Annotated in this window: 23 protein-coding genes, 1 tRNA gene and 1 pseudogene; 22 read left to right on the top strand and 3 right to left on the bottom strand. The window is 53.2% G+C overall.

Features of this window, described 5'->3' with window-relative positions:
- The first annotated feature begins 247 nt into the window (after positions 1–247).
- From PGS25_RS14395 to PGS25_RS14385, 3 genes are all read left to right on the top strand, one after another.
- Positions 248–403 (top strand): hypothetical protein, encoded by a 156-nt coding sequence (locus PGS25_RS14395; protein WP_270419218.1) that lies wholly within the window; start codon positions 248–250, stop codon positions 401–403.
- A 23-nt stretch (positions 404–426) separates the two neighbouring features.
- A complete protein-coding gene (gene recQ, locus PGS25_RS14390) occupies positions 427–2271 on the top strand; it encodes a DNA helicase RecQ (protein WP_270419217.1) in 1845 nt (614 codons plus the stop codon).
- Positions 2272–3125: 854 nt separating this feature from the next.
- Entirely contained in the window at positions 3126–3869 is a 744-nt protein-coding gene (locus tag PGS25_RS14385) for a YebC/PmpR family DNA-binding transcriptional regulator (protein WP_110435528.1), read from the top strand.
- 57 nt (positions 3870–3926) lie between these two features.
- On the opposite strand, the gene PGS25_RS14380 is transcribed toward PGS25_RS14385, so the two are convergent.
- Together PGS25_RS14380 and PGS25_RS14375 are read right to left on the bottom strand one after the other, a co-directional pair.
- Positions 3927–4784, bottom strand: a complete 858-nt coding sequence (locus PGS25_RS14380) for an NAD(P)/FAD-dependent oxidoreductase (protein WP_270419216.1) — start codon at positions 4782–4784, stop codon at positions 3927–3929.
- A 98-nt stretch (positions 4785–4882) separates the two neighbouring features.
- Complete coding sequence (locus PGS25_RS14375; protein WP_117491972.1) at positions 4883–5728, bottom strand: aminotransferase class IV; 846 nt, start codon at positions 5726–5728, stop codon at positions 4883–4885.
- A 203-nt stretch (positions 5729–5931) separates the two neighbouring features.
- Between PGS25_RS14375 and PGS25_RS14370 the strand changes: the two genes are divergently transcribed.
- The 11 genes from PGS25_RS14370 to PGS25_RS14315 all read left to right on the top strand — a co-directional run bounded on the left by PGS25_RS14370 (position 5932) and on the right by PGS25_RS14315 (position 15266).
- On the top strand, positions 5932–6372 hold the full coding sequence (locus PGS25_RS14370) for a zinc ribbon domain-containing protein (RefSeq protein WP_270419215.1): 441 nt from the start codon (positions 5932–5934) through the stop codon (positions 6370–6372).
- An 11-nt stretch (positions 6373–6383) separates the two neighbouring features.
- Positions 6384–7016, top strand: coding sequence for a GyrI-like domain-containing protein (locus PGS25_RS14365; protein WP_118361678.1), 633 nt, complete (start codon positions 6384–6386; stop codon positions 7014–7016).
- Positions 7017–7051: 35 nt separating this feature from the next.
- A complete protein-coding gene (locus PGS25_RS14360) occupies positions 7052–7618 on the top strand; it encodes an epoxyqueuosine reductase QueH (RefSeq protein ID WP_118481161.1) in 567 nt (188 codons plus the stop codon).
- Positions 7619–7715: 97 nt separating this feature from the next.
- Positions 7716–7792 (top strand) — tRNA-Arg (locus PGS25_RS14355).
- A 1029-nt stretch (positions 7793–8821) separates the two neighbouring features.
- Complete coding sequence (locus tag PGS25_RS14345; RefSeq protein WP_270419214.1) at positions 8822–9370, top strand: RNA polymerase sigma factor; 549 nt, start codon at positions 8822–8824, stop codon at positions 9368–9370.
- Positions 9357–9719 carry a DUF4179 domain-containing protein gene (locus PGS25_RS14340; RefSeq protein ID WP_270419213.1) on the top strand — a complete coding sequence of 121 codons (363 nt, stop codon included), beginning with the start codon at positions 9357–9359 and terminating at the stop codon, positions 9717–9719. Before PGS25_RS14345 ends, PGS25_RS14340 begins: the two co-directional genes overlap by 14 nt.
- Positions 9706–10332: a histidine kinase gene (locus PGS25_RS14335; RefSeq protein WP_270419212.1), complete on the top strand. Its 627-nt coding sequence runs from the start codon at positions 9706–9708 to the stop codon at positions 10330–10332. The genes PGS25_RS14340 and PGS25_RS14335 overlap by 14 nt, the downstream gene beginning before the upstream one ends.
- A complete protein-coding gene (locus tag PGS25_RS14330) occupies positions 10329–10958 on the top strand; it encodes a PrsW family glutamic-type intramembrane protease (RefSeq protein WP_270419211.1) in 630 nt (209 codons plus the stop codon). Before PGS25_RS14335 ends, PGS25_RS14330 begins: the two co-directional genes overlap by 4 nt.
- A 159-nt stretch (positions 10959–11117) precedes the next feature.
- Positions 11118–11468: a glycosyltransferase gene (locus PGS25_RS14325; RefSeq protein ID WP_270419210.1), complete on the top strand. Its 351-nt coding sequence runs from the start codon at positions 11118–11120 to the stop codon at positions 11466–11468.
- A complete protein-coding gene (locus PGS25_RS14320; protein WP_270419208.1) occupies positions 11465–14437 on the top strand; it encodes an S-layer homology domain-containing protein in 2973 nt (990 codons plus the stop codon). The genes PGS25_RS14325 and PGS25_RS14320 overlap by 4 nt, the downstream gene beginning before the upstream one ends.
- Positions 14438–14636: 199 nt before the next feature.
- Complete coding sequence (locus tag PGS25_RS14315) at positions 14637–15266, top strand: DUF4368 domain-containing protein (protein WP_270419207.1); 630 nt, start codon at positions 14637–14639, stop codon at positions 15264–15266.
- Positions 15267–15370: 104 nt separating this feature from the next.
- Here the strand turns inward: PGS25_RS14315 and PGS25_RS14310 are convergent, their stop codons facing one another.
- Entirely contained in the window at positions 15371–15676 is a 306-nt protein-coding gene (locus PGS25_RS14310) for a type II toxin-antitoxin system RelB/DinJ family antitoxin (RefSeq protein ID WP_270419205.1), read from the bottom strand.
- 422 nt (positions 15677–16098) lie between these two features.
- Here PGS25_RS14310 and PGS25_RS14305 point away from each other — a divergent pair, with 422 nt between their 5' ends.
- The 8 genes and pseudogenes from PGS25_RS14305 to PGS25_RS14285 form a co-directional block, all read left to right on the top strand.
- Positions 16099–17376: a glycohydrolase toxin TNT-related protein gene (locus tag PGS25_RS14305; protein ID WP_270419204.1), complete on the top strand. Its 1278-nt coding sequence runs from the start codon at positions 16099–16101 to the stop codon at positions 17374–17376.
- Entirely contained in the window at positions 17373–17855 is a 483-nt protein-coding gene (locus tag PGS25_RS14300) for a hypothetical protein (RefSeq protein WP_270419203.1), read from the top strand. Before PGS25_RS14305 ends, PGS25_RS14300 begins: the two co-directional genes overlap by 4 nt.
- Before the next feature lie 69 nt (positions 17856–17924).
- Positions 17925–18524 (top strand): Fic family protein, encoded by a 600-nt coding sequence (locus PGS25_RS14295; RefSeq protein WP_330671892.1) that lies wholly within the window; start codon positions 17925–17927, stop codon positions 18522–18524.
- Positions 18491–18670: a hypothetical protein gene (locus PGS25_RS15665; protein WP_330671891.1), complete on the top strand. Its 180-nt coding sequence runs from the start codon at positions 18491–18493 to the stop codon at positions 18668–18670. The genes PGS25_RS14295 and PGS25_RS15665 overlap by 34 nt, the downstream gene beginning before the upstream one ends.
- Before the next feature lie 531 nt (positions 18671–19201).
- Complete coding sequence (locus PGS25_RS15785; protein WP_442865314.1) at positions 19202–19564, top strand: helix-turn-helix domain-containing protein; 363 nt, start codon at positions 19202–19204, stop codon at positions 19562–19564.
- Positions 19527–19844, top strand: a complete 318-nt coding sequence (locus PGS25_RS14290; RefSeq protein ID WP_270419202.1) for a hypothetical protein — start codon at positions 19527–19529, stop codon at positions 19842–19844. Before PGS25_RS15785 ends, PGS25_RS14290 begins: the two co-directional genes overlap by 38 nt.
- A complete protein-coding gene (locus PGS25_RS15780; protein WP_442865312.1) occupies positions 19841–19948 on the top strand; it encodes an IS3 family transposase in 108 nt (35 codons plus the stop codon). The genes PGS25_RS14290 and PGS25_RS15780 overlap by 4 nt, the downstream gene beginning before the upstream one ends.
- A 159-nt stretch (positions 19949–20107) precedes the next feature.
- Positions 20108–20621 (top strand): annotated as a pseudogene (locus PGS25_RS14285) (transposase); the annotation flags it as partial.

The raw sequence follows: 20621 nt of genomic DNA, 5'->3' as shown, positions 1-20621 counted from the left end.
TTAGTATATCAAAACCAGAAGCATTTGTCAAGAACTTTTTTCAAATTCTTTTTCAGAACCTCAATCGGTTCTAAACCAAACTTTTCGGTTTTGCGCTCGTCTCTGAGAGACAGCTTTAATAGAATACCAAATCCGACAGCGAATGTCAAGCACTTTTTTCAAACTATTGAGATTTTTCTGAAAACGTGATAAGATAATTGCACGATACTATAATAAAGCCGAACACCCGATCGAACAGTTCACCGGCATGTACGTTGTCAGGCAGCGGCCTGACGATGCGGCGCGGTACGACGACAATTTACCGCCAACGCAGAACTGCCTGACCATGATTCCCGCTGCCGCACAGGGCTGGTCGTATTTCGACCTGCTGCACAAAATGTCGGAAAGCCGCCGGCAGTTATAACTATTATATGTAAGGAGCAGAACATGACCGCACAGGACATTCTCAAACAATATTTTGGCTACGATTCGTTCCGTCCCGGACAGGACGAGCTGGTTCGCGCCATCCTTTCCGGCCGGGATACGCTCGGCATTATGCCGACCGGTGCGGGCAAGTCCATCTGCTATCAGGTGCCCGCCATGCTGTTCCCCGGTCTGACACTGGTCATTTCCCCGCTCATTTCGCTGATGAAGGATCAGGTCGGTGCGCTTGTGGAAGCAGGCGTTCCTGCCGCGTGCATCAACAGTGCGATGAGTGCGGAGGAATTCCGCGATGCACTGTACTTCGCCGGACGAGGACAGTACAAGCTGCTGTATGTTTCGCCGGAACGCCTGACCGCCCCCTCGTTTCTCGAATTTGCCAAGCGCGTACCGATTTCGATGGTCACAGTCGATGAAGCACACTGTATTTCTCAATGGGGACAGGATTTTCGTCCAAGCTACCTCAAAATTCTCGACTTTCTCGCCGAACTGCCTGAGCGGCCGCTCGTTTCCGCGTTTACGGCAACCGCAACAGCTGAGGTTCGTGACGACATTGTGCAGGCACTCGGTCTGCACGAACCCTTCATCAAGACCACCGGTTTTGACCGTCCAAATCTGTATTTTGCTGTCGAACAGCCGACCTCCAAGGGCATGAAGCTGCTGCAGCTGCTGAACGAGCGCAAGGATAAAAGCGGCATCGTCTACTGCTCCACCCGCAAAAACGTGGAGGAGATCTGCGATCTGCTGCTCAGCCGCAGTCTGCCCGCCACCCGCTATCACGCGGGCCTCGATCCTGACGAGCGCCGCGAGAATCAGGACGATTTTCTGTACGACCGCAAGACCATTATGGTCGCTACCAACGCATTCGGCATGGGTATCGACAAATCCAACGTGTCGTTCGTTATCCACTATAATATGCCGAAAAATATGGAGAGCTACTATCAGGAGGCCGGCCGTGCCGGTCGAGACGGCCAGCCTGCCGACTGTATTCTGCTGTACAGCGGACAGGATGTGCGCATGGCCGAGTTTCTGATTGAGCGCAGCCACGAAGCCGAGGACGAAACCATTGACGAGGCAACCCGTCAGCAGCTCATCGCGCGCGACCGCGAACGCCTCAAGCAGATGACGTTCTACTGCACCACGACCGAGTGCCTGCGGCATTACATTCTGCGCTATTTCGGTGAAAATTCACCGTTGTCGTGCGGACACTGCAGCAGCTGCGACACTAATTTCGAGGAAGTGGATGCAACCATGGACGCACGAAAAATCCTCTCGTGCGTATACCGGCTGGATGAACGCGGCCGTGCGTTCGGCAAAACCGTCGTTTCGGCCATTCTGACCGGCAGCAAGAACGAAAAAATCACGCAGTTCCATCTGGATACACTTTCCACCTATAATATTATGCCGGACAGCACCGCCGTGTATGTCCGTCGGCTGATCGACATGCTGCTCGAGCGCGGATACCTCATCGCCGACCCGGACCGCATGAACGTGCTCGTGCTCGCCCGCACCGGCAACGCACTCATGCGCGGACGCGGTGAATTCCGCGTCAAGCTGCCCAAGGAGAAAAAGCCGGCAGCAGCCAAACAGTATGCGGCTCTTGCGGAAGATGTGGACGAAAAGCTGTTCGATGCGCTCCGTGATGTGCGAACCCGCCTTGCAGCACGTGCAGGCGTGCCGCCGTATGTTATCTTTTCCAACGCAACGCTCGCTGATATGGCTGCAAAACAGCCGTCAAGCGAGTTCGATCTGCTGTCCGTCCGCGGCGTAGGCGACGCAAAGGCAAGACGATACGGCAAGGAGTTTCTGGCAGCGATTAGGAAATACCGGAATGAAAACCTCGGGAAGTAGTGCAATAGAGCGAAGGGAATGTGAAGTTTACCTTTGCGTGGGAGCACAATGTGCTCCCCTACGGAATAGCGTGCAGCAATCGTTTGATACGGTGTGCCGAAGTCGTACCCCAGGGCACCTTCTCTTGCCCTAACAGGCAATTCACCTTGTCGCACCCTGCGGCAAAACATTCATCATTCGATAGAACTCGCAGGTGCCGTCCGCAGCCGCCAGACAAACGAGTTGCGCAACACTGTTATCCCCCAGGGGACCTTCTCTTGCCCTTCGGGCAATTCACCTTGTGCTGCGCCTGCGCAGAGCAGCCGGTATGTGTAGCAGTAAGGAATCTGACACTGCGAACAGGTTGAGAAAGATACGGAAGTAAAAATCCTCTGCCGTTCCCCTATTTCGAAGCGGTCGCCGCTCTCTGATCTGCGCCAGACTAAGAAATAAAGGAAACGGGATTCACAAGGGCGGAAACCTTAGTTGCCACCCTTGTGCCCGCCGCCGCAGGTGCGGCGGACCTCCCAGCCGTCCGGACTGCACCCATTCCGAAATCTTCAGCGAATAGATAAAAATAAGTAAAGCCGACAGGCACACCCATCGGCTCAGGAAAAATATCAGCCGTTCTGCTGATCGTTTTTCTGATTCTGCTGGCTCTGATTCTGCTGCTGATTCTGCTGACCCTGCTGGTTCCGGTTCTTGTTCTGCTTGCTCATTTGGCTCACCTCGTTTCGTTTGCAATGCTATTCTGCACCACAAACGCGAAAAATATACTCGCAGGACTTGCAGAATAGCGAAAAACCTGTTAAAATTGTTCTGCGTGTTATACAGTTAATATTTTAGATGATATAAAAGAAAGAAGGACACTCACCATGTCGGGACATTCCAAATGGAATAACATCGCAAAGCGCAAGGGCGCAAACGATGCAAAAAAAGCAAAGATTTTCACCAAAATCGGCCGTGAAATGGCAATCGCAATCAAGGAAGGCGGCTCCGCTAATCCGGACTTCAATGCTCGCCTGCGCGACTGCATTGCAAAGGCAAAGGCCAACAACATGCCGAACGACAACATCAAGCGCACGCTCGATAAGTACTCCGGCGCAAACGGTCAGGTCGATTACGAGGCAAACAACTATGAAGGCTACGGCGTAGGCGGCGTTGCAGTCGTTGTTGAGACCCTGACGGACAACAAGAACCGCACCGTTGCGGACGTTCGTCACCTGTTCGACAAGTACGGCGCAGGTCTGGGCGCTTCCGGCTGCGTATCCTGGCAGTTCGATAAGAAGGGCGTTATCATTATGGAGAGCGAAGGTCTGGACGAGGACGCTGTTATGATGCAGGCGCTCGACGCAGGCGCTGAGGATTTCCTCGTTGAGGAAGGCGTTTTCGAAATCTACACCGCTCCGGATGATTTTTCTACCGTTCGTGAGGCACTCGAGAAGGAAGGCTACACCTTCGCACAGGCTGAGCTGCAGATGGTTCCGCAGAACTACATCACCCTTGAGAAGGAAGAGGATATGGCGCAGATGCGCAAGCTGCTCGACAACCTCGAGGATAACGACGACGTGCAGGCAGTTTGGCACAACTGGGAGAATGAGGATGATTACGAGGGCTAATGCCCCGGTCAAAACCGCATAAAAAAGCACCGCATACCGAGGTATGCGGTGCTTTCTTCACTTTCTCACGAACTTCACCGCGCTCATTGCAGCCTCGGCGCCGTCTGCGACGGCCTTTGCCACCTGCAGCAGACCTCCGGTGCAGTCACCGGCCGCAAACAGGCCGGGTACAGCCGTCGAGCCGTCGGCGTTCGCCTTGATGCGCGTGCCGTCCAGCTGCGCGCCCAGCTTGCGGGCAAAATCGCCGCTGCCTGCGGTACCGTAGGCGATGAACACACCGGAAACGTGCAGCGGTTCTCCCTCGGCAAACGCCACGCGCGACACCAGTTCATCGCCCTCGATCGCGCTTACCTTGCGCGTTTCCACGCGCAGACCGTCCGGCAAATCCGCCGGAGCTTCGCTGCCATCGGTCAGCAGCGTAACGGACTGCGCCACCGGCAGCAGCACCCGCGCTTCCTCGAGCGCATACTCACCCTGACCGAGCACGGCAACGTCCTTGCCGCGATAGAAAAACGCATCGCAGATGGCGCAGTAGCTGACGCCGTGGCCCTCAAATGCAGCTACGCCCTCGATTTTCGGCACCGCACGCGGCGAACCGGTTGCCAGAATGACCGCATCCGCGTCAAACACGCCGTCCGCAGTCTTAACCGTGAAGCCTTGCGCCGCATACTCAATACCGGTTACCTCGGTCTGCCGCAAAACTGCGCCCAGACGTTCAGCCTGCTTCTGTCCGCGCTCGAGCAGCTCTGCGCCGGAAACTGGCTCAATAAAGCCGAAATAATTCTCGATCTTGTCCGTTTTGGCCAGTGCACCACCGTCCTTATACAGAACGGTTGCCTGCATGCCGGCGCGTACCGCGTAAATCGCAGCACTCAGTCCCGCCGGTCCGCCGCCAATGATAACAATGTTGGGCATTCTTTTGTCCTTTCCAAATTGAAAATTGAGAATGGAAAATGACGGATACACGCAATGCGCGATAACTTAATTCTCAATTATTCCTTTTCAATTCTCCATTATTTTGCGGTTTCCTCGTCAAACCACTGCTGATACGCCTTCTGCAGCTTATCGAGCAGTGCAGGATCCTTGCCGCCGAGCGGCTTGCCGTCCAGCTCGCATGCGCCGACGCAGTGCGTGCCGGTGGACAGGATCATCACCTCATCCGCGTTTTTCAGCTCATCCACAGTGAACGGCGCGATGCGGGTCGGCACGCCGAGCTTGTCGCACAGCGTAAGAAAATGCTTGCGCGTAATACTCGGCAGAATAAGATTATCCGCCGGAGGCGTACAGAACACGCCATCCTTGAGAATCGCCAGACCGGAATGTGCGCCCTCAGTCACGCGGTCGCCGCGGTGGAAAACGACCTCGTCACAGCCCGCCTCAACAGCCTGCTGCATCGCCATGCAGTTCGGAATAAGGTTGAGCGTTTTGATGTTGCAATGCAGAAAACGCGTGTCCTCGACCGAAATCAGCTTGTACGGATGATCCTGGCGGTCCAGTCCGCACGGCTCGGAAAATGCCATCAGGCTGGCCTTGCCGCCCTTGGGGAACGCGTGCATGCGGTGTGCCACTGCACGCGTGGACTGCCAGTACAGCATATGCGGCGCATCCGAATCCAACTGAGACACCAGCTCGTTCAGCGTTTTTGTCAGCTCGTCACGCTGCATCGGCGGCTCAATGCGGAGTAGCTTCAGACTGTTGTAAAAGCGGTCCAGATGATCCTCAAGCTCGAAGATTTTCTTGTTGTTGACCATCGCCGCATCGTAAACACCGTCGCCGAAGTAAAAACCGCGATCGGTGATAGGCGCCTGCACCTCGTCAATGCGGCCGATTTTTCCGTTATAGTATGCAATATCCTTCATGGGAATATGCCTCCTTTGATCAAAATTCCGGGTCAATCTAATCTCAGTATAACGGTTTTCGACAGGGTTTGCAAGTAGGCCGGAAACGCGGTATAATAATTAAACCGGCAGGCTGCTGACAGCCGTTATCCGATACCGCAACCGCATGTTGCTTGTCCGTAAAAAGATCCTATGATACACTTACCTCACGGAGGTGTTCGATTATGAATACAAAGGATATTTTATATCATCTCAGAACCGAAAAAGATCTCTCACAGGACGAACTGGCTGCAAAAATTTTTGTCACCCGACAGGCGGTATCCCGCTGGGAAACGGGCGAAACCACGCCGAATGTCGAAACGCTCAAGCTGCTTTCCGCGTTCTTTAACGTGTCGATCAATACGCTTCTCGGCTCTCCGCGGCAGCTGATCTGCCAATGCTGCGGCATGCCGCTTGAAGATTCCATCACCAGTAAAGAGCCAGACGGCTCCTTTAACGAGGATTACTGCATGTGGTGCTATGCCGACGGAACCTTCAAATACACCACGAAAGAGCAGCTGATTGACGTTTGCGTAACGCATATGGCAACCGAAAGCTGGCCTGCAGAGCAGGTTCGCGCCCATATGGAAGCCATTGTGCCGACCCTCAAGCACTGGAACAAATAAAGGAGAACGCTATGCCGTTTGACTTCAAAAAAGAGTATAGAGAACTCTACATGCCGAAAAGCAAGCCGCAGCTTGTCGAAGTGCCACCAATGAACTACATTGCCGTGCGCGGCACTGGCGACCCGAACGAGGACGGCGGTGCATATCAGCAGGCCATCAGCGTACTGTATGCCGTGGCCTACACGCTGAAAATGAGCTATAAGACCGATTATAAAATCGCAGGCTTCTTTGAATATGTTGTTCCGCCGCTGGAAGGTTTCTGGCGGCAGGATAATGTGGACGGTGTAAATTATTCGGATAAATCCGGTTTCCACTGGATTTCCGTCATTCGTCTGCCGGATTTTGTGACCAAGACGGATTTTGACTGGGCGGTACAGACGGCTGCAAAAAAGAAACAGCTGGATTGCTCCTCAGCCGAGTTTTTGACGATTGAGGAAGGTCTGTGCGTGCAGATCATGCACGTTGGCTCCTATGATGACGAGCCTGCGTCTGTTGCGGTGATGGACGAGTATCTCGCACAAAACGGCTATGCAAACGATCTCACCGCCGAACGACTGCACCACGAGATTTATCTCTCCGACCCGCGCAAAACCGCGCCGGAGAAACGCAAAACTGTCATTCGCCACCCGATCAAAAAGGCGTAAAATAACAAGAATACTTTTCAGAAAGGTTTGATTTTTTGTCCGGAACACTTCTTCATATCTGCTGTGCGCCCTGCTCCATTGCGTGCATCGACACGCTGCGGCAGGAGGGCATCGAGCCGGTAGGTTTTTGGTACAATCCCAACATTCACCCGATGAAAGAGTACAAAATGCGCAAGAATACACTCGTTGAGTATGCAAAAAGCATTGATCTCAAGCTGGAGATCGAGAACGAGTACGGTCTGCGAAAGTTCATCGAAGCTGTCTATCCCAACTGGGATAACCGCTGTGCGACCTGCTATGCGCTCCGCTTTGAGGAAACCGCGCGCTACGCCGCCGAGCACGGCTACGACCGGTTTACCTCTACCCTGTTTGTCAGCCCGTACCAGAATCACGAGCTGATGCGTCAGATCTGCGAGCAAATGGCCGAAAAATACGGTGTCGAGTATCTGCACCGCGACTTTTCGCCGCGCTTCCGCGAGGGACAGGATAAGGCGCGTGAGCTTGGCCTGTACATGCAGAATTACTGCGGCTGTGTTTTCTCCGAGGAGGACCGCTACCGCAAGCGCAAAAAGAAGAAAAAGCCGGACGCCGCGCAGGCGTAAGGCGGAAATCGGGGTGTTTCGGCACAATTCGACCGAAATACCCCGCAATAACCGCTTTACAAACGCACGAAAGACTGGTATACTATATCATGTACTCGCGCCCGTAGCTCAGCTGGATAGAGCGTTGGACTCCGACTCCAAAGGCCATGCGTTCGAATCGCACCGGGCGTACCATCGATAACCGTCTGTTCCGCTGGAACGGGCGGTTTTTCTTTACTTTTTCAAGGATTGCTTTAACAGAGTAAAATCGAGGCTACTGCGCAGGCTACTACGTGGTAGCCTGAACAGTAAAAAAAGAGCGGCAATGCCTCGACTCTTGTCATGGGGTTCGCCTCCTTCAAAATCGTTTATATCTTCATTATATCTGACGTTTCGGCAAAAGCTCAGGGGAAAACGCAGATCGCGGCAAAAGGTTTGTCCCAGGGGTCATTCCAGCTCCATATCCTTCTGCCGTGCCGGCGCCTGCCGGGGCGGGGACAGGAACTCCTCCACGTTCCGGCGCACGGCGGCGTAGTCCTGCTCCTCCCGCCGCGCCTTCTGACGCTCGGCGGTCAGCGCCGCCCTCCGTTATTCATAAGGGTTTGGGATGGTCTCGCCTGTCGGCTCGGTCAGCGCTTCAAAGCGTTTCACACTTTGAGGTCTCCACCGGAGACCCGCGCCCCAGCAAGCAATTTTGACTGTTCGGGCAAGGGACCTGAAAATCTCAAAATCCGCAAGCGGGCACTCGCTTGCTGTGCTTGCTGACTACTTCGTACCCCCGTATTTCTCCTTCTCCCCATACTACAATCTGAACAGGGCGTTTTGGCCAGATTTCGGAGGACTTTTTCAAAAAATGTCGCTCCTATCCGTAACCTTTCGCTGCCCACTTCGCCGGACGCCTTGTGTTTCTTCGGATATTCGTATACAATGTATCATGTTAAGTATTATCCATGCGGAGGTGCGGTAATAAACGGGATCAAGGGCTATATCTCCATTCGGGAGGCGTCTTACCGTTGGGGCGTGTCGGAGCGGCGGGTCAACCAGTATTGCGCCGGAGGGCGGATCCCTGGCGCGTCTCGGTTCGGGCGTTCATGGGCGATCCCGGAAAACGCGGAAAAGCCGTCCGACCCGCGCTTTCAGAAGCAGCGCCGCGATTCCGGCAGAACAAGCACCTGACGAACACCCGGCTGCATTTGAAGCATCCGCAAAAAGGAAGTGAACGCTATGGCCTGCGACGAGGCTTTGTACCGCCAATATCTGAGCGGTGACGACGAAGGGCTCAATGCCCTGATGAAAAAATACGGCGACCCGCTGACGCTGTACATCGACGGCTATCTGCACGACGTTCACGAGGCGGAGGAGCTGATGCTGGACGTTTTCGCCTATCTGTTCACCAAAAAGCCCCGCATCCGGGACGGCGGCTTCAAGGCGTATCTCTATAAGGCGGCGCGGCACATGGCGCTGCGCCACAAGAGCAAACGAAAGCCGCTGTTCAGCCTCGATGCGCTGACCGGCGAGCCGGAGGGGCGGCTGCTGGCAGAGGAGGTCATACAGACGGAGGAGCGAAACCGCGTCTTGCACTTCTGCATGGATGAAATGAACCCGGACTACCGAGAAGTCCTGTATCTCACCTATTTTGAAGGCATGAGCTACGCGCAGGCGGCGGAGGTCACGGGGAAAACGGTAAAGCAGATCACCAACATGGTATATCGCGGAAAAGAAAGCCTGCGAAGGCTGCTGGAACGGGAGGGAATCACAAATGCGGAGTCATGAGGAGCGCGTCGCGGAGACAAAGCGGCGCATTGCCAAAATGGAACGAGAGAAACGGCTGCGGCGCAATACGATTACCATGGCTTCCGCGGTGGCGGCGTGCCTTGTGCTGCTCATCGGCGCGTCCTTCGCCATGCCCGGCATTGCCGCGAAAATCCAGACAGGCGATTATGTGGGCTTTGAGACGGCGGCAAGTATGTACGGCGGCAGCGCGGCCTTGGGATACATCGTCATCGGGCTTCTGGCGTTTTTACTTGGCGTGTGCGTGACCGTTTTGTGCTTCCGGCTGCGGCAGATGAGCCGTGAGGACGAGCAGGACAGGGAAAGCGAGGATGCGCATGGAGCTGATTGAGAACCTGCTGCAACTGCTGACCACATTCGTTGGCGCGCTGCTCTCGGGTATCGCCTGCCGGAAAAGTGGGCGGCAGGCGTATTTTCTGCTGCTGTGCTTCTACGGCTGCTTTGCCCTCGGTGCGCTCTACTGGACGCTGTATCTGCTGCTGTTCGATACCACACCGCGCGTTTTCTATGTGTCGGAGTTCGGCTGGGTGGCGAGCGTAATTTTCCTGCGGATATTGCAGGCTACGCTGACCGGAACAAATGAGCGCAGCTTCCGCTGCCGCAGGGCGTGGCTTGCGCCTGCGTTCGGCGTGCCGCTACTGGCGTTCTACTGCACTTTCGGGGATATTCTCTCCAACCTGATCTGGTGCGGCATGATGGTATGGCTCTCCTTCTGTGCCATCCGGGGGCTGGTATACGCCAATGGGCAGACGGGCGCGGCGCGGAATATGCGGTGGTTTCACATAGGCGTGCTGTGCTTTGCCGGTTCGGAATATCTGCTGTGGACGGCGGGCTGCTTCTGGCCGGATACCTCACCGGCAAGCCCCACCTTCTGGTGTGATATGCTGCTGACGCTTGCGATTCTGGGGTTGCTGCCCGCCACGAGAAAGGCGGTGGAAGCGTGACCTACATCGAAAACATCTTCCTCTGCATGGTATCTCCCCTGCTGGTGGCTGCCCTGTGCATGGGCAGGCGGCAGCTCCGCTTTTTCCTGTTCTGCATTGCCGGAATGGGGGTATGCCTGCTTTCGGCCTATATCAACACCTTCCTCGCGGCGGTGTGTCAGGCGGACGCCCTTGCCGCCACGGCGGAGATCGCGCCGGTGGTGGAGGAAACGATGAAGCTGCTGCCGCTGGTGTTCTATCTTCTGGTGTTTGAGCCGGAGGGAGATAAAATCAAGGCTGCCGCAATAACAGTCACTCTCGCCTTTGCCACCTTTGAAAACGTGTGCTATCTCATTCAGAACGGCGCAGACCGCTTCTCCTTTATCTTCTTCCGGGGCTTCGGCACGGGAGCCATGCACGTCCTCTGCGGCCTGATCGTAGGCGGCGGACTTGCGTATGCGTGGCGGCGGACGTGGCTGAAGATTGCGGGCACCTGCGGGCTGCTGGGCGCGGCCATCACCCTCCACGCCATATACAATCTGCTCATCGCCTACGGCGGCGCGGCGCAGTACATCGCCTACGCCCTGCCGGTGCTGCTGGTGGCGGCGGGAAGATGGTCTGCATTCCGCTTATCGCATAGGAAATAACCGAATATCCACTCCTTGAGAGCTGCCTTTTGGCGGCTCTCAAATTTTTTTGAAAAATTTTGCGTTTTGGGTGAGAGTTTTTTCGATTTTTTGTACCTATATAAGTGAAGGGGTTTTTAAGCCGCATTTCAAAAAATCCAGAGAGGAGGTTCAAGCGGAATGTACGATACCGTAAGGCGGGTCGCACTCGTCAAGCAGCGGGTGCGGGAAAACACTCGCCGGAGGCAGCGGCGTGAGGCAATAAGCCTCTCCGCAGCGTGTATGCTGCTGTGCGCAGCGCTGATGCAGGCGGCGGGCACGGTCGTCGGGCCGGGACAGACCGCCGCATGGGGCGCGTTCGGCGCGATGCTGCTGCGGGAGGACGCAGGCGGCTATGTGCTGGTAGGCGTCGTCTGCTTTGCAGCGGCGGTGGTCATCACCGCGCTGTGCTTCCGGCTCAGAATCAGAGAAAATCAGAAAAAAGACGGGGCGGATAAGCCGAACCGACACGAACAGGAGGAAAGCCAATGAAGAAACGAATACTCAGTATCCTACTTACCCTTTGTATGGTGCTATGCCTTGTGCCGATAACGGTTTTTGCCGCAGGCGGTGCAAAAGCCATTCTGCCCGGTACGAGCGCCCAAAGCATATTAAAGATCGACAAAAGCAGGCTGTCCTTTGCGGGGCATGAATGGTGGGTGATCGGCCAAAAGACCGACAAAAGCAATAATGCGCCCATCATTACCCTGCTTGCGGTAAACAATGATTTCGGAGATGTCCCGTTCCGCACGGGGAGCGCCGTGCCGTTTGAAAATGCAAGTCGCTACAGCGAGGACAACGGTTATTATGCCAACAACCCGTCCGATATGTCGCAATGGAGAAAGCCCAATGAGTATGCGGGAAGCACCTTGCAGCAGAAAATGGTTTCCTTGGCCGAGGCGATCCCCGAAAAGGAGCAGGCGGTCATCCGCCCCAAGGACATCACCGAGGGAATCACCGGGCAGGAGGTCAAAGCGCAGAAGCTCTGGGCCTTGTCGCACGAGGATAGTATATTTTTGTACAGAAATTCGTGCACGTACGCTGCAAAGTGGTGGACGCGTTCTTCCAATGAGGTTTACGGCTACGGATCGTGGACGATTCATCCCGATGGCAAAAGCGGCAGCGCCCTCAACGTGGACTACGATGCTGCCGTGCGGCCTGCCATGGAGCTGGATCTGTCCTCCGTTCTCTTTATATCTGCTGCCGAGCACGGAAAAGTTGCAGATTTAACGACCCCGATCGCCGAATACGCCGGAGATGAATGGAAGCTGACCTTGCATGACAGCGACCGCGACGATTTTACGGCAAAGACGGTGCTGGTCAACGGTAGTGTGCTGGAGGTCGAATACAAGAACGCAAAAGTGGGCGATAATGAATATATATCTGCCGTTATTAAGGATGCGGACGGGAGCATTTCCCGCTATACACGCGTTGTGCAGCTGGACGGCACGACAAACGGTACACGCGGCAGGGCAGCGATTGACCTGACCGGCATAGACATGACCGGCAAGACGCTCTGCGTGTTCAACGAGCAGTTTAACGGCAATCATAAGACCGACTATGCCGGCGCACTTCGGGAAGTGAAGCTGACGGACGAGATCGACGAGCAGTTTACCCTTGCTCCCGGCGGCAGATATTATTTTGACCTATCGGCAATGGGTATTCCCGGCACGGTGAACGATGCTCTGCCGGATAATACCCTGCACTATGTTCCCTTTACCTACGCAGGGACGGTGGACGCCTACAAGCTCACGTCTGCGATGGCGACCACCGAGGAATATGCACAGCAGAACAAATACTCTCACAGCCTGTTTGTGGCGGACTATGCCGTAACGCATAAGGTAAACTGGAATAACTTAGATACTGCGAGTCTGATTTTCGGCAAAGATTATGCCAGCGGCGGCGTGGACTATACCCTGCGCGCACCGTCTGTGGGAAGTAACTTTACAGGTTCGGGCAATTCCCAACGCGGCGTGCCCCAAAGCAACGAATGGGATAAGATACTGGACAAGGACAGCGGATATATCAAAAACTGGAGCGAGATATCTTCGTGGGGGCAAGACACCAAACCCGATAATTCGTTCCCAATCCGCGCGAACCGTGGGGACCATACGGCCCGCGACTGGGGCAGCCTCGATGCTACGTACTCCTATCCGAGCTCCGGCTTCCGCCCCGTCCTTGAAGTCCTGAACTCTGACACACTGGGTTCTGACGGACTGAAGGTCGTTACCCTTGACCTTGGCGGCGGCACGCTGGGTAATAGCTCCGAGGCTATTCAAATCATCGTGAAAAACGGCAGCAAGTTTACCGCGCCTGCGTCCGACGGCCTGAACCGCCCGGACGGAAATAACGGCAGCTACTTTAAGTGGCTTGGCAGCGACGGAAACCTGTACGCCCCCGGTGAAAGCGTTCCGGAGGTCGTAACCACGCTGACGGCGCAGTGGACAGTCAACCAGTACACGATTACCTATAATCTGGTCGGCGGCACTGTGGAGGGCAATCCCAACACCTACACCATCGGAACGGTGGCTTTCACCCTCAAGAATCCTATCAAATCCGGCTATACCTTCACCGGCTGGAGCGGCACGGGGCTTGACGGCGAGAACAACATGACCGTCACCATCCCAACGGGCAGCACTGGCAACCGAATCTATACGGCACACTGGCGTTATAATGGCAGCGGCCATTCTTACAGCTACTACACCATCAAGGCAACTGCCGGGGCTGGCGGCTCCATTTCTCCCTCCGGCAATGTCAGCGTCCGTGAGGGCAGAGATCAGACCTTCACCATCACCCCAGACAAGGGCTATGCTGTCGCCAACGTCAAGATCGACGGCAAGAGCATTGGTGCGGTGAAGTCCTACACCTTTGAGAATGTCCGTAGAACCCATACCATCGAGGTCATCTTTATGAAAGCCAACGGCAACCCCCAGACCGGCGTGTTTGTGGATGTAGCCACCGGCAGCTATTATGAGGATGCTGTGGATTGGGCAGTGGAGAACGGCATTACCAAGGGAACCGATGATACCCATTTCTCCCCGGACGGCATCTGCACCCGTGCGCAGGCTGTGACCTTCCTGTGGCGTGCCGCTGGCAGTCCCAAACCCGAAACCCGCACCATGCCCTTCACCGACGTTCCTGTGGGCAGTTACTACTACGATGCTGTGCTGTGGGCGGTAGAAAACGGCATCACCAAGGGCACCAGCGACACCACATTCAGCCCCAACATAACCTGCACCCGCGCCCAGATCGTCGCGTTCCTGTGGCGTTCCGAGAAGTCCCCGGCAGCGGGTACAGCCAATCCCTTTGCCGATGTGAAGTCCACCGCCTACTATGCTGATGCGGTACTGTGGGCGGTCAAGGAGAACATCACCAAGGGAACCACCAGCACGACATTCGGCCCCAATGCGGATTGCACCAGAGCGCAGATCGTGACCTTCCTCTGGCGCTGCAAGAAGTGACCGGCTGACATACGGCTAAACATGGCATGACCCCATAAGCGAACATCGGACAGCGCAGCGGACGGGCATCTCGCCCCGAAGCTGCGCTGTTCTCTTTTCGCTATTCCCGGCAGAACGCCTTCCGGGACATCTGCGCCTCAGCCATCAGCGACTCCCGCGGGAGATCGTTTCCTTCGCCTCCCGCAGTAAGGACGAGTTTGTGAGGCTGGTCATGGCCAGTGACCTACGGCAGCGCGACCGGGATCTTGCAAAGCGGATCACAGGGTTGGATGCTATCTTCAAGCGGCTCTATGAGGACAACATTTCGGGCAAGCTCTCCGATGAACGCTTTCAGAAGCTCTCTGTGGACTATGAGAAGGAAGAACAGGAGCTCAAGGTGCTGGCGAGTTCCCTTCGGAAAGAAGTGGAACTGGAGGAAAGCAAATCGGCGGATGTTGATCGTTTTCTCTCCGTTGTGGAGAGGTACACGGATATCCCGGAGCTCACGCCCTGCATCCTCCATGAGTTCGTGGAGAAAATCATCGTCCATGCGGCCAGCGACCCGAAGGGCAAGAACCGGACGCAGGAGATCGACATTTACTACAAGGGTATCGGGGTCTTGGAAATGTCAAAAGTCACGGCATCAATGGAAAAAAGAGAAAACGGTACAGCCGAAGCTATACCGTTCTCTCTTTCCTCACGATGTTTTCTTATCGGGAGCTGCCTTGCCGCTCTTTTCGTTTTACTCTATACTTTCGCTCTGCTCCGACAGATGCAAATCCAAATCTTGACCGCGTGTGCAAACACTGCGAATGTACACATAGCTGTGGATTTCATCAACCGAATATAAAATCACGTCATTTCGCGTAACATACTACGGTATCCCGATACTGCTGCATAATATACATCAGCTTTTCCGTAATATCTCGCTCGGCTGTTGAGGTGTAAAATATCTTATATCCTTGCGGCACGACTCTGAAGCAGCTCCCTTACTTTAGCGTCCATATCACACTGCGTAGAGATGCGTCCGGCAGCAATATCCTCACTGCTGCGCGACAGCTTTTCACTGATTTCCGTTTCGCTCATATCATCCCATGCACGAAGCGACGGCCGAAACGGCATGCCGCCTTCCTGCAGGCTCTGCTGTGCAAATATCCGTACAGCCTCAGCGAACGAGGTGCCCAGACTGCGGTAAAGCGCTTCTACATGCTCCTTCACTGCACTGTCAATGCGGATTTGAAGTGTTGCGTCCATAGCCATAAAATCATCTCCTTGTAGTACGATTGTATTACAGTTTTCTTTGTGTGTCAAACGGTGGTGGTCAAAAGATTGACCTTGCAAAGTTCCGGATCTCGTCCTATTCTATCAATCACCAGAATAGAAGGGACTTGAACGGAGGACTTCATGCAGGCAATTAAAACAGTCGCGTTTCGGAAAGCAGAGAGCACCAGCAGACGAATTCGGGAACAGACAGCGTGGTTTTTTCTCCGACATATGCACATCGACGAGGACACTTCCCCCTCTACAGCATTTCATGCGCTCCTGACACGGAAAGAACGTGAATCTCTGCCCGCACCGCAAGGCGAAAAGGAAAAACGGTACGGCAGAAGCTTTGTACTCGTTCAGCCTTGTTCGAAGCACAGCTTTATGATACGATAAATGCATACACAAAGCTGTTCATCATGAGCACAGAAGATATTCCCACCGGTCTGCGGTACAAGCTAAATTCTGATCTGACTTCATTCAATGAGCAGACCACGCAGGCGCTGATGAATCAATCCACAATTTGCATACGTCAGAACAGCACTGCCGACCAAATGGCAAAAGAACTGCTTCTTGTATGGGATAAAGCCTCCAAGCGATTAGCCGATGATATTGACGGCGCCTATATACAAGCCAGCTGGTATTATCTTCTCCATCAATTTGATAAGGCCGGCTATCACAAATTTCAGTATATCGTCGAACATCAGCAGGGACTTTGTAATACCTGTCTTTCATTCAGCAACAAAACTTTTACGCTGCATGAATTGATTCAGCAGGATTTGCTTCCGCCACTGCACCCGCACTGCCGCTGTGCCGTAATTCCGGTTTACGAATCTTCATCGGCATTGGAACAGCCCACTGTTGCCGCATCACCCAACGCCGACAATCATTCGAATTGGTATGATGCACTGCTGCGTATTCCCTCCGATGCCAGAGCACTGCTGAACGGTTTTGTTGCCGCCCAACAGGAACGTATTGGCCGCGGAACACTCGGCGGCTTTCTTGACTGGCTCACTATGGGTACAGTCAGCGGTCTTTATGAGGGATTAAAAACGCGCACAGATGCAATGACAAAAGATCCCTCACTTTATAATATCGTAAACTGGCTGACTCTGGGCACCGCTGATATGGTAAAGGGCGCATTTTCGCCGGATGAACCGCTGTCACTGGAACATTGGCTGAATTCCCTCGGTGTTGCTTCAATCGCGGTTGGCACATATGAATTAGCGCAAAAATATGCTCCGGCGATGATTGATGATGTGGCGGCGTTTGAAAATACAGCGGCTCAAAACGCTGTGGAAATCAACCTGCCAGAAGATGCTCTGATTGTCCGTGATACCAAATACCTTGATGAAAGCGGTCATGTTGACTATCCTAAATACGCACCGGATAATGGATTTGTGGCAGGAACAAAGCATATAGAAACACTTGATGTCGGTGCTTTAATCGACCGCTATGGCGGACCAGGTGGTGATTTTACCGCACCCAAAGGTACACCATATAAAATGCGGTCATTGCCCTATTATAAAAATCAGAATGTCTATCATGTTTATCGAGTGATCAAACCCATTGAAAATGTAGAAGCAGGAAGAATCGCTCCGGCGTTTGGCGAACGAGGCGGTGGCATACAGTACCGCCTGCCAACTAACATTAAAGAACTACTCGAAAACGGTTATCTAGAGGAGGTTATTAAATGACTGCAATGAACCAAAACCAGCTCCGTGCGATCTTCCACTATTTGAAAGTCCCTGCCAGTGCCTATGACTTGGGTAATAATATGCGACTGGGTGCCTGTGAAACAATAGAGCACACCTCGCAAGGCTGGGAAGTATATGCGACTGAACGCGGCAGCAAGTGTGCTGTTAAGGTATTCTCCAATGAAACCGATGCCTGCTATAATCTGCTCTATCGCATGACACATTATTGCGATATTGATAAAACCCTGCCGAATTTAACTATCCGTAAGCTGCATTCCATTCTGGTCTATCTGAAAGTACCCGAAGAGTTGTACGATTTCAGCGCCGGCTATTTCGGTACGAACTGCTATTCCATGGAATGGACAGCGCAGGGCTGGGAGGTATTCTTCGCCGTGAACGGCGAAAAGTGTGATGTTACCGTCTTTGACAGCGAAACCGATGCCTGCCTCGACCTGCTGTATAAGGTGATGCATCGCTAAGCACCTTGCACAGCAGCAACAGATTGGGTATAATAAAAGCAGATATCTGGCACAGCAGGAGAGATAACTATGGCAGAAAGTTTTACCGCGCAGCTTATTCGCCGATTTCAGATCGAGCAAAAGAAAAATGATCGCAGCGGCGCGTACGGACTCTCTCAAAAGCTGTTGGCGTACCATTCCAACCGCATTGAAGGTGGCATGCTGACAGAAAAGCAGACGGCCTCGCTCTTTGATACCGGCACCCTGACGTCGGAAGATGCGCTGATTCGCGCAAAAGACGTCGAGGAAATGACCGGCCACTTTCTGATGTTCAATGAAATGCTGAAAACCTATAAAGAGCCGCTTTCGCATGAACTGATTAAGCGGTATCATTACAAGCTGAAAAGCGGCGTGTTTGAGGACATTGCAAACGGTTATCCGATCGGAGAATACAAGAATCGCCAAAATATCGTATCGGATATTACAACTGCGCTGCCGGAGGATGTCCACGCACGCATGACGACACTTCTGGACGAATACAATGCAGCAGACAAACATGATCTGCACGGATTGGCAAAGTTCCATGCAGATTATGAGGCTATCCACCCGTTCCAGGATGGAAACGGACGAACTGGGCGGCTGATTCTGTTTAAGGAATGTCTAAAAACGATATTATCCCCTTTGTGGTAAATGACAGCCGCAAGGCCGAGTATTATCATGCGCTGAATACTGCGCAGACAAAGCAGGATTACAGCCTGCTGGAGCGCTTCTTCCGTGAGGAACAGGCAGAATACCGTCAACAGGTCGAAGGCTTTCTGCCGCCGGTCGAAAAATAGCCGAAGCTATTGCGGCTACTGTCAGGCTACTGCCGGTGAATACAGGTGGTTGCAACAGGCATAGAAAACGTATAAAAATAGTGAAAAATGTCTAATATTTGCGCTGTTTTAGCGGGGAATGCAGGATAAATACCTCATACAGCACCGCTCCGACTCCAAAGGCCATGCGTTCGAATCGCACCGTGCGTACCAAAATGTATTGATGAAAGATGCAACGCCGAAAAGGCTGCAAAAACTCGATTTTTCATAATTTCAGTTTTGCCCCGCGAGAGGCAACATTTTCAAGATACACCCTGCCGAATTTATGGTCTGGTGTGGTTCGAACACCAAGGCTTAAAAAAGAATAAAGAATAAGAATACAGGCTGATATGCTCCCCATAGAGTAGACACTCGAAATAACAAAAAATCGAGACTACACTAAGGGGAGCATTATTATGTCAAAACGGATACCGGAAGAGATCATCCACTCAACGGAGAAGGAAGCCAGGCAGCAATCTGTAAAAAGTACGGACTACGACATACGAAGAACGGATTGAAATTATCAGCTACTGCATCGAGAATGAAAATGACTACGCTGCTGCTGTTGAGCGATTCGGCGTCAGCTACCAGCAAATCTATTCCTGGGTGAGAAAGTACAATGAGAAGGGCATAGAAGGTCTGGTAGACAAGCGTGGTAAGCGTAAGTCCGAATCTGAGATGACAGAAGCGGAGAAGCTGCGCACCGAGAACCGGATACTGGAAGCCCGAAACAGAAGATTGAAAACGGAGAATGCATTGCTAAAAAACTCGAGGAACTCGAAAGGAGGTGGCACTGAGCGGAGTAAGACAAGAATATCTCTACATTTGTGTTCGGAAAATGCACGAAGATGGGTATGCAATAACCGAGACTTGTGACATTCTGAACCTGAATCGATTCTATCGTTTGGTACATATTGTCGGCCTGCTTGCTGTCATCCGCAGAAAACGTCCGGCATATCAGCGGACTAAGCCGGAAGTAACGGCTGAGAATATTCTGAACAGAAAATTCACAGCCGACACCGTAAACGAGAAATGGTGTACCGATGTTACAGAAATGAAATATGGCTCTGAAGGCGGGAAAGCCTATCTCAGTGCCATTCTGGACTTGAAAAGCAGAGATATCGTTTCCTTTTTGAAACCTATGAAGATCTTGTGAATGCGGTAGGACAATTCATTCATTACTACAACTACCAACGGCGTCAGCATCGTCTAAATTGCCTTGCACCAATGAATTACCGCAGCTTGCTGGATACTGCATAAATGAAAACCAGGATCTCTGAAATGAGGTCCTGGAGAAAACTTTTTGTTTTTTCATCTGTCTAATTGACAGGGAGCGGTTCACTCCGCGACTCCATCCCAAACTTTGTGTAGACCTCCAACAAGGTGTAGAATAGAAGCAGGATGACGGAGGTAATCACAATGGCAAGAAGGAAAAGAACCCCAGAAGAAAACACACGTCGCGAAAAAATTCGTGAGCTGCTGCAGCTGGCGAATGTAGGCAGCATGGATGACATTCAGGAACTGTTCAAAGACACTATCGCGGAGTTCATGGAAAACGGTCTGGAAGCCGAGCTGGACGATCAGCTGGGCTACAGCCGGTATGACTACAAGAACAAGGACACGGATAACAGCCGGAACGGGCACAGCAGTAAAACCCTGCGCACCAGTTTTGGCAATGTAGAGGTATCTGTGCCGCGGTATCGCAAGAGCGAATTTGACCCCAAGATGCTGCGGAAAAATCAGACCAGCATCAGCTAGGACATCGAGGAGAGATTCTGTCCATGTACGCCAAAGGCATGACCACCGGTGACATTGAAGCGCATATTCAGGATATCTACGGCGTAGATGTCTCTGATACCACGGTATCCCGTAGCGAAAGAGTGGCAGCCGATGCCGCTGGAGTCCATTTATGCGGTTGTTTTTCTGGATGCGA

Origin of the sequence: Butyricicoccus sp. AM78-15b2TA (assembly GCF_027665985.1) — a bacterium.
GTDB classification, from domain to species: domain Bacteria; phylum Bacillota; class Clostridia; order Oscillospirales; family Butyricicoccaceae; genus Agathobaculum; species Agathobaculum butyriciproducens.
Note: the sequence above shows the minus strand (reverse complement) of the source record. Positions and strands in the feature narration are given on the sequence as shown.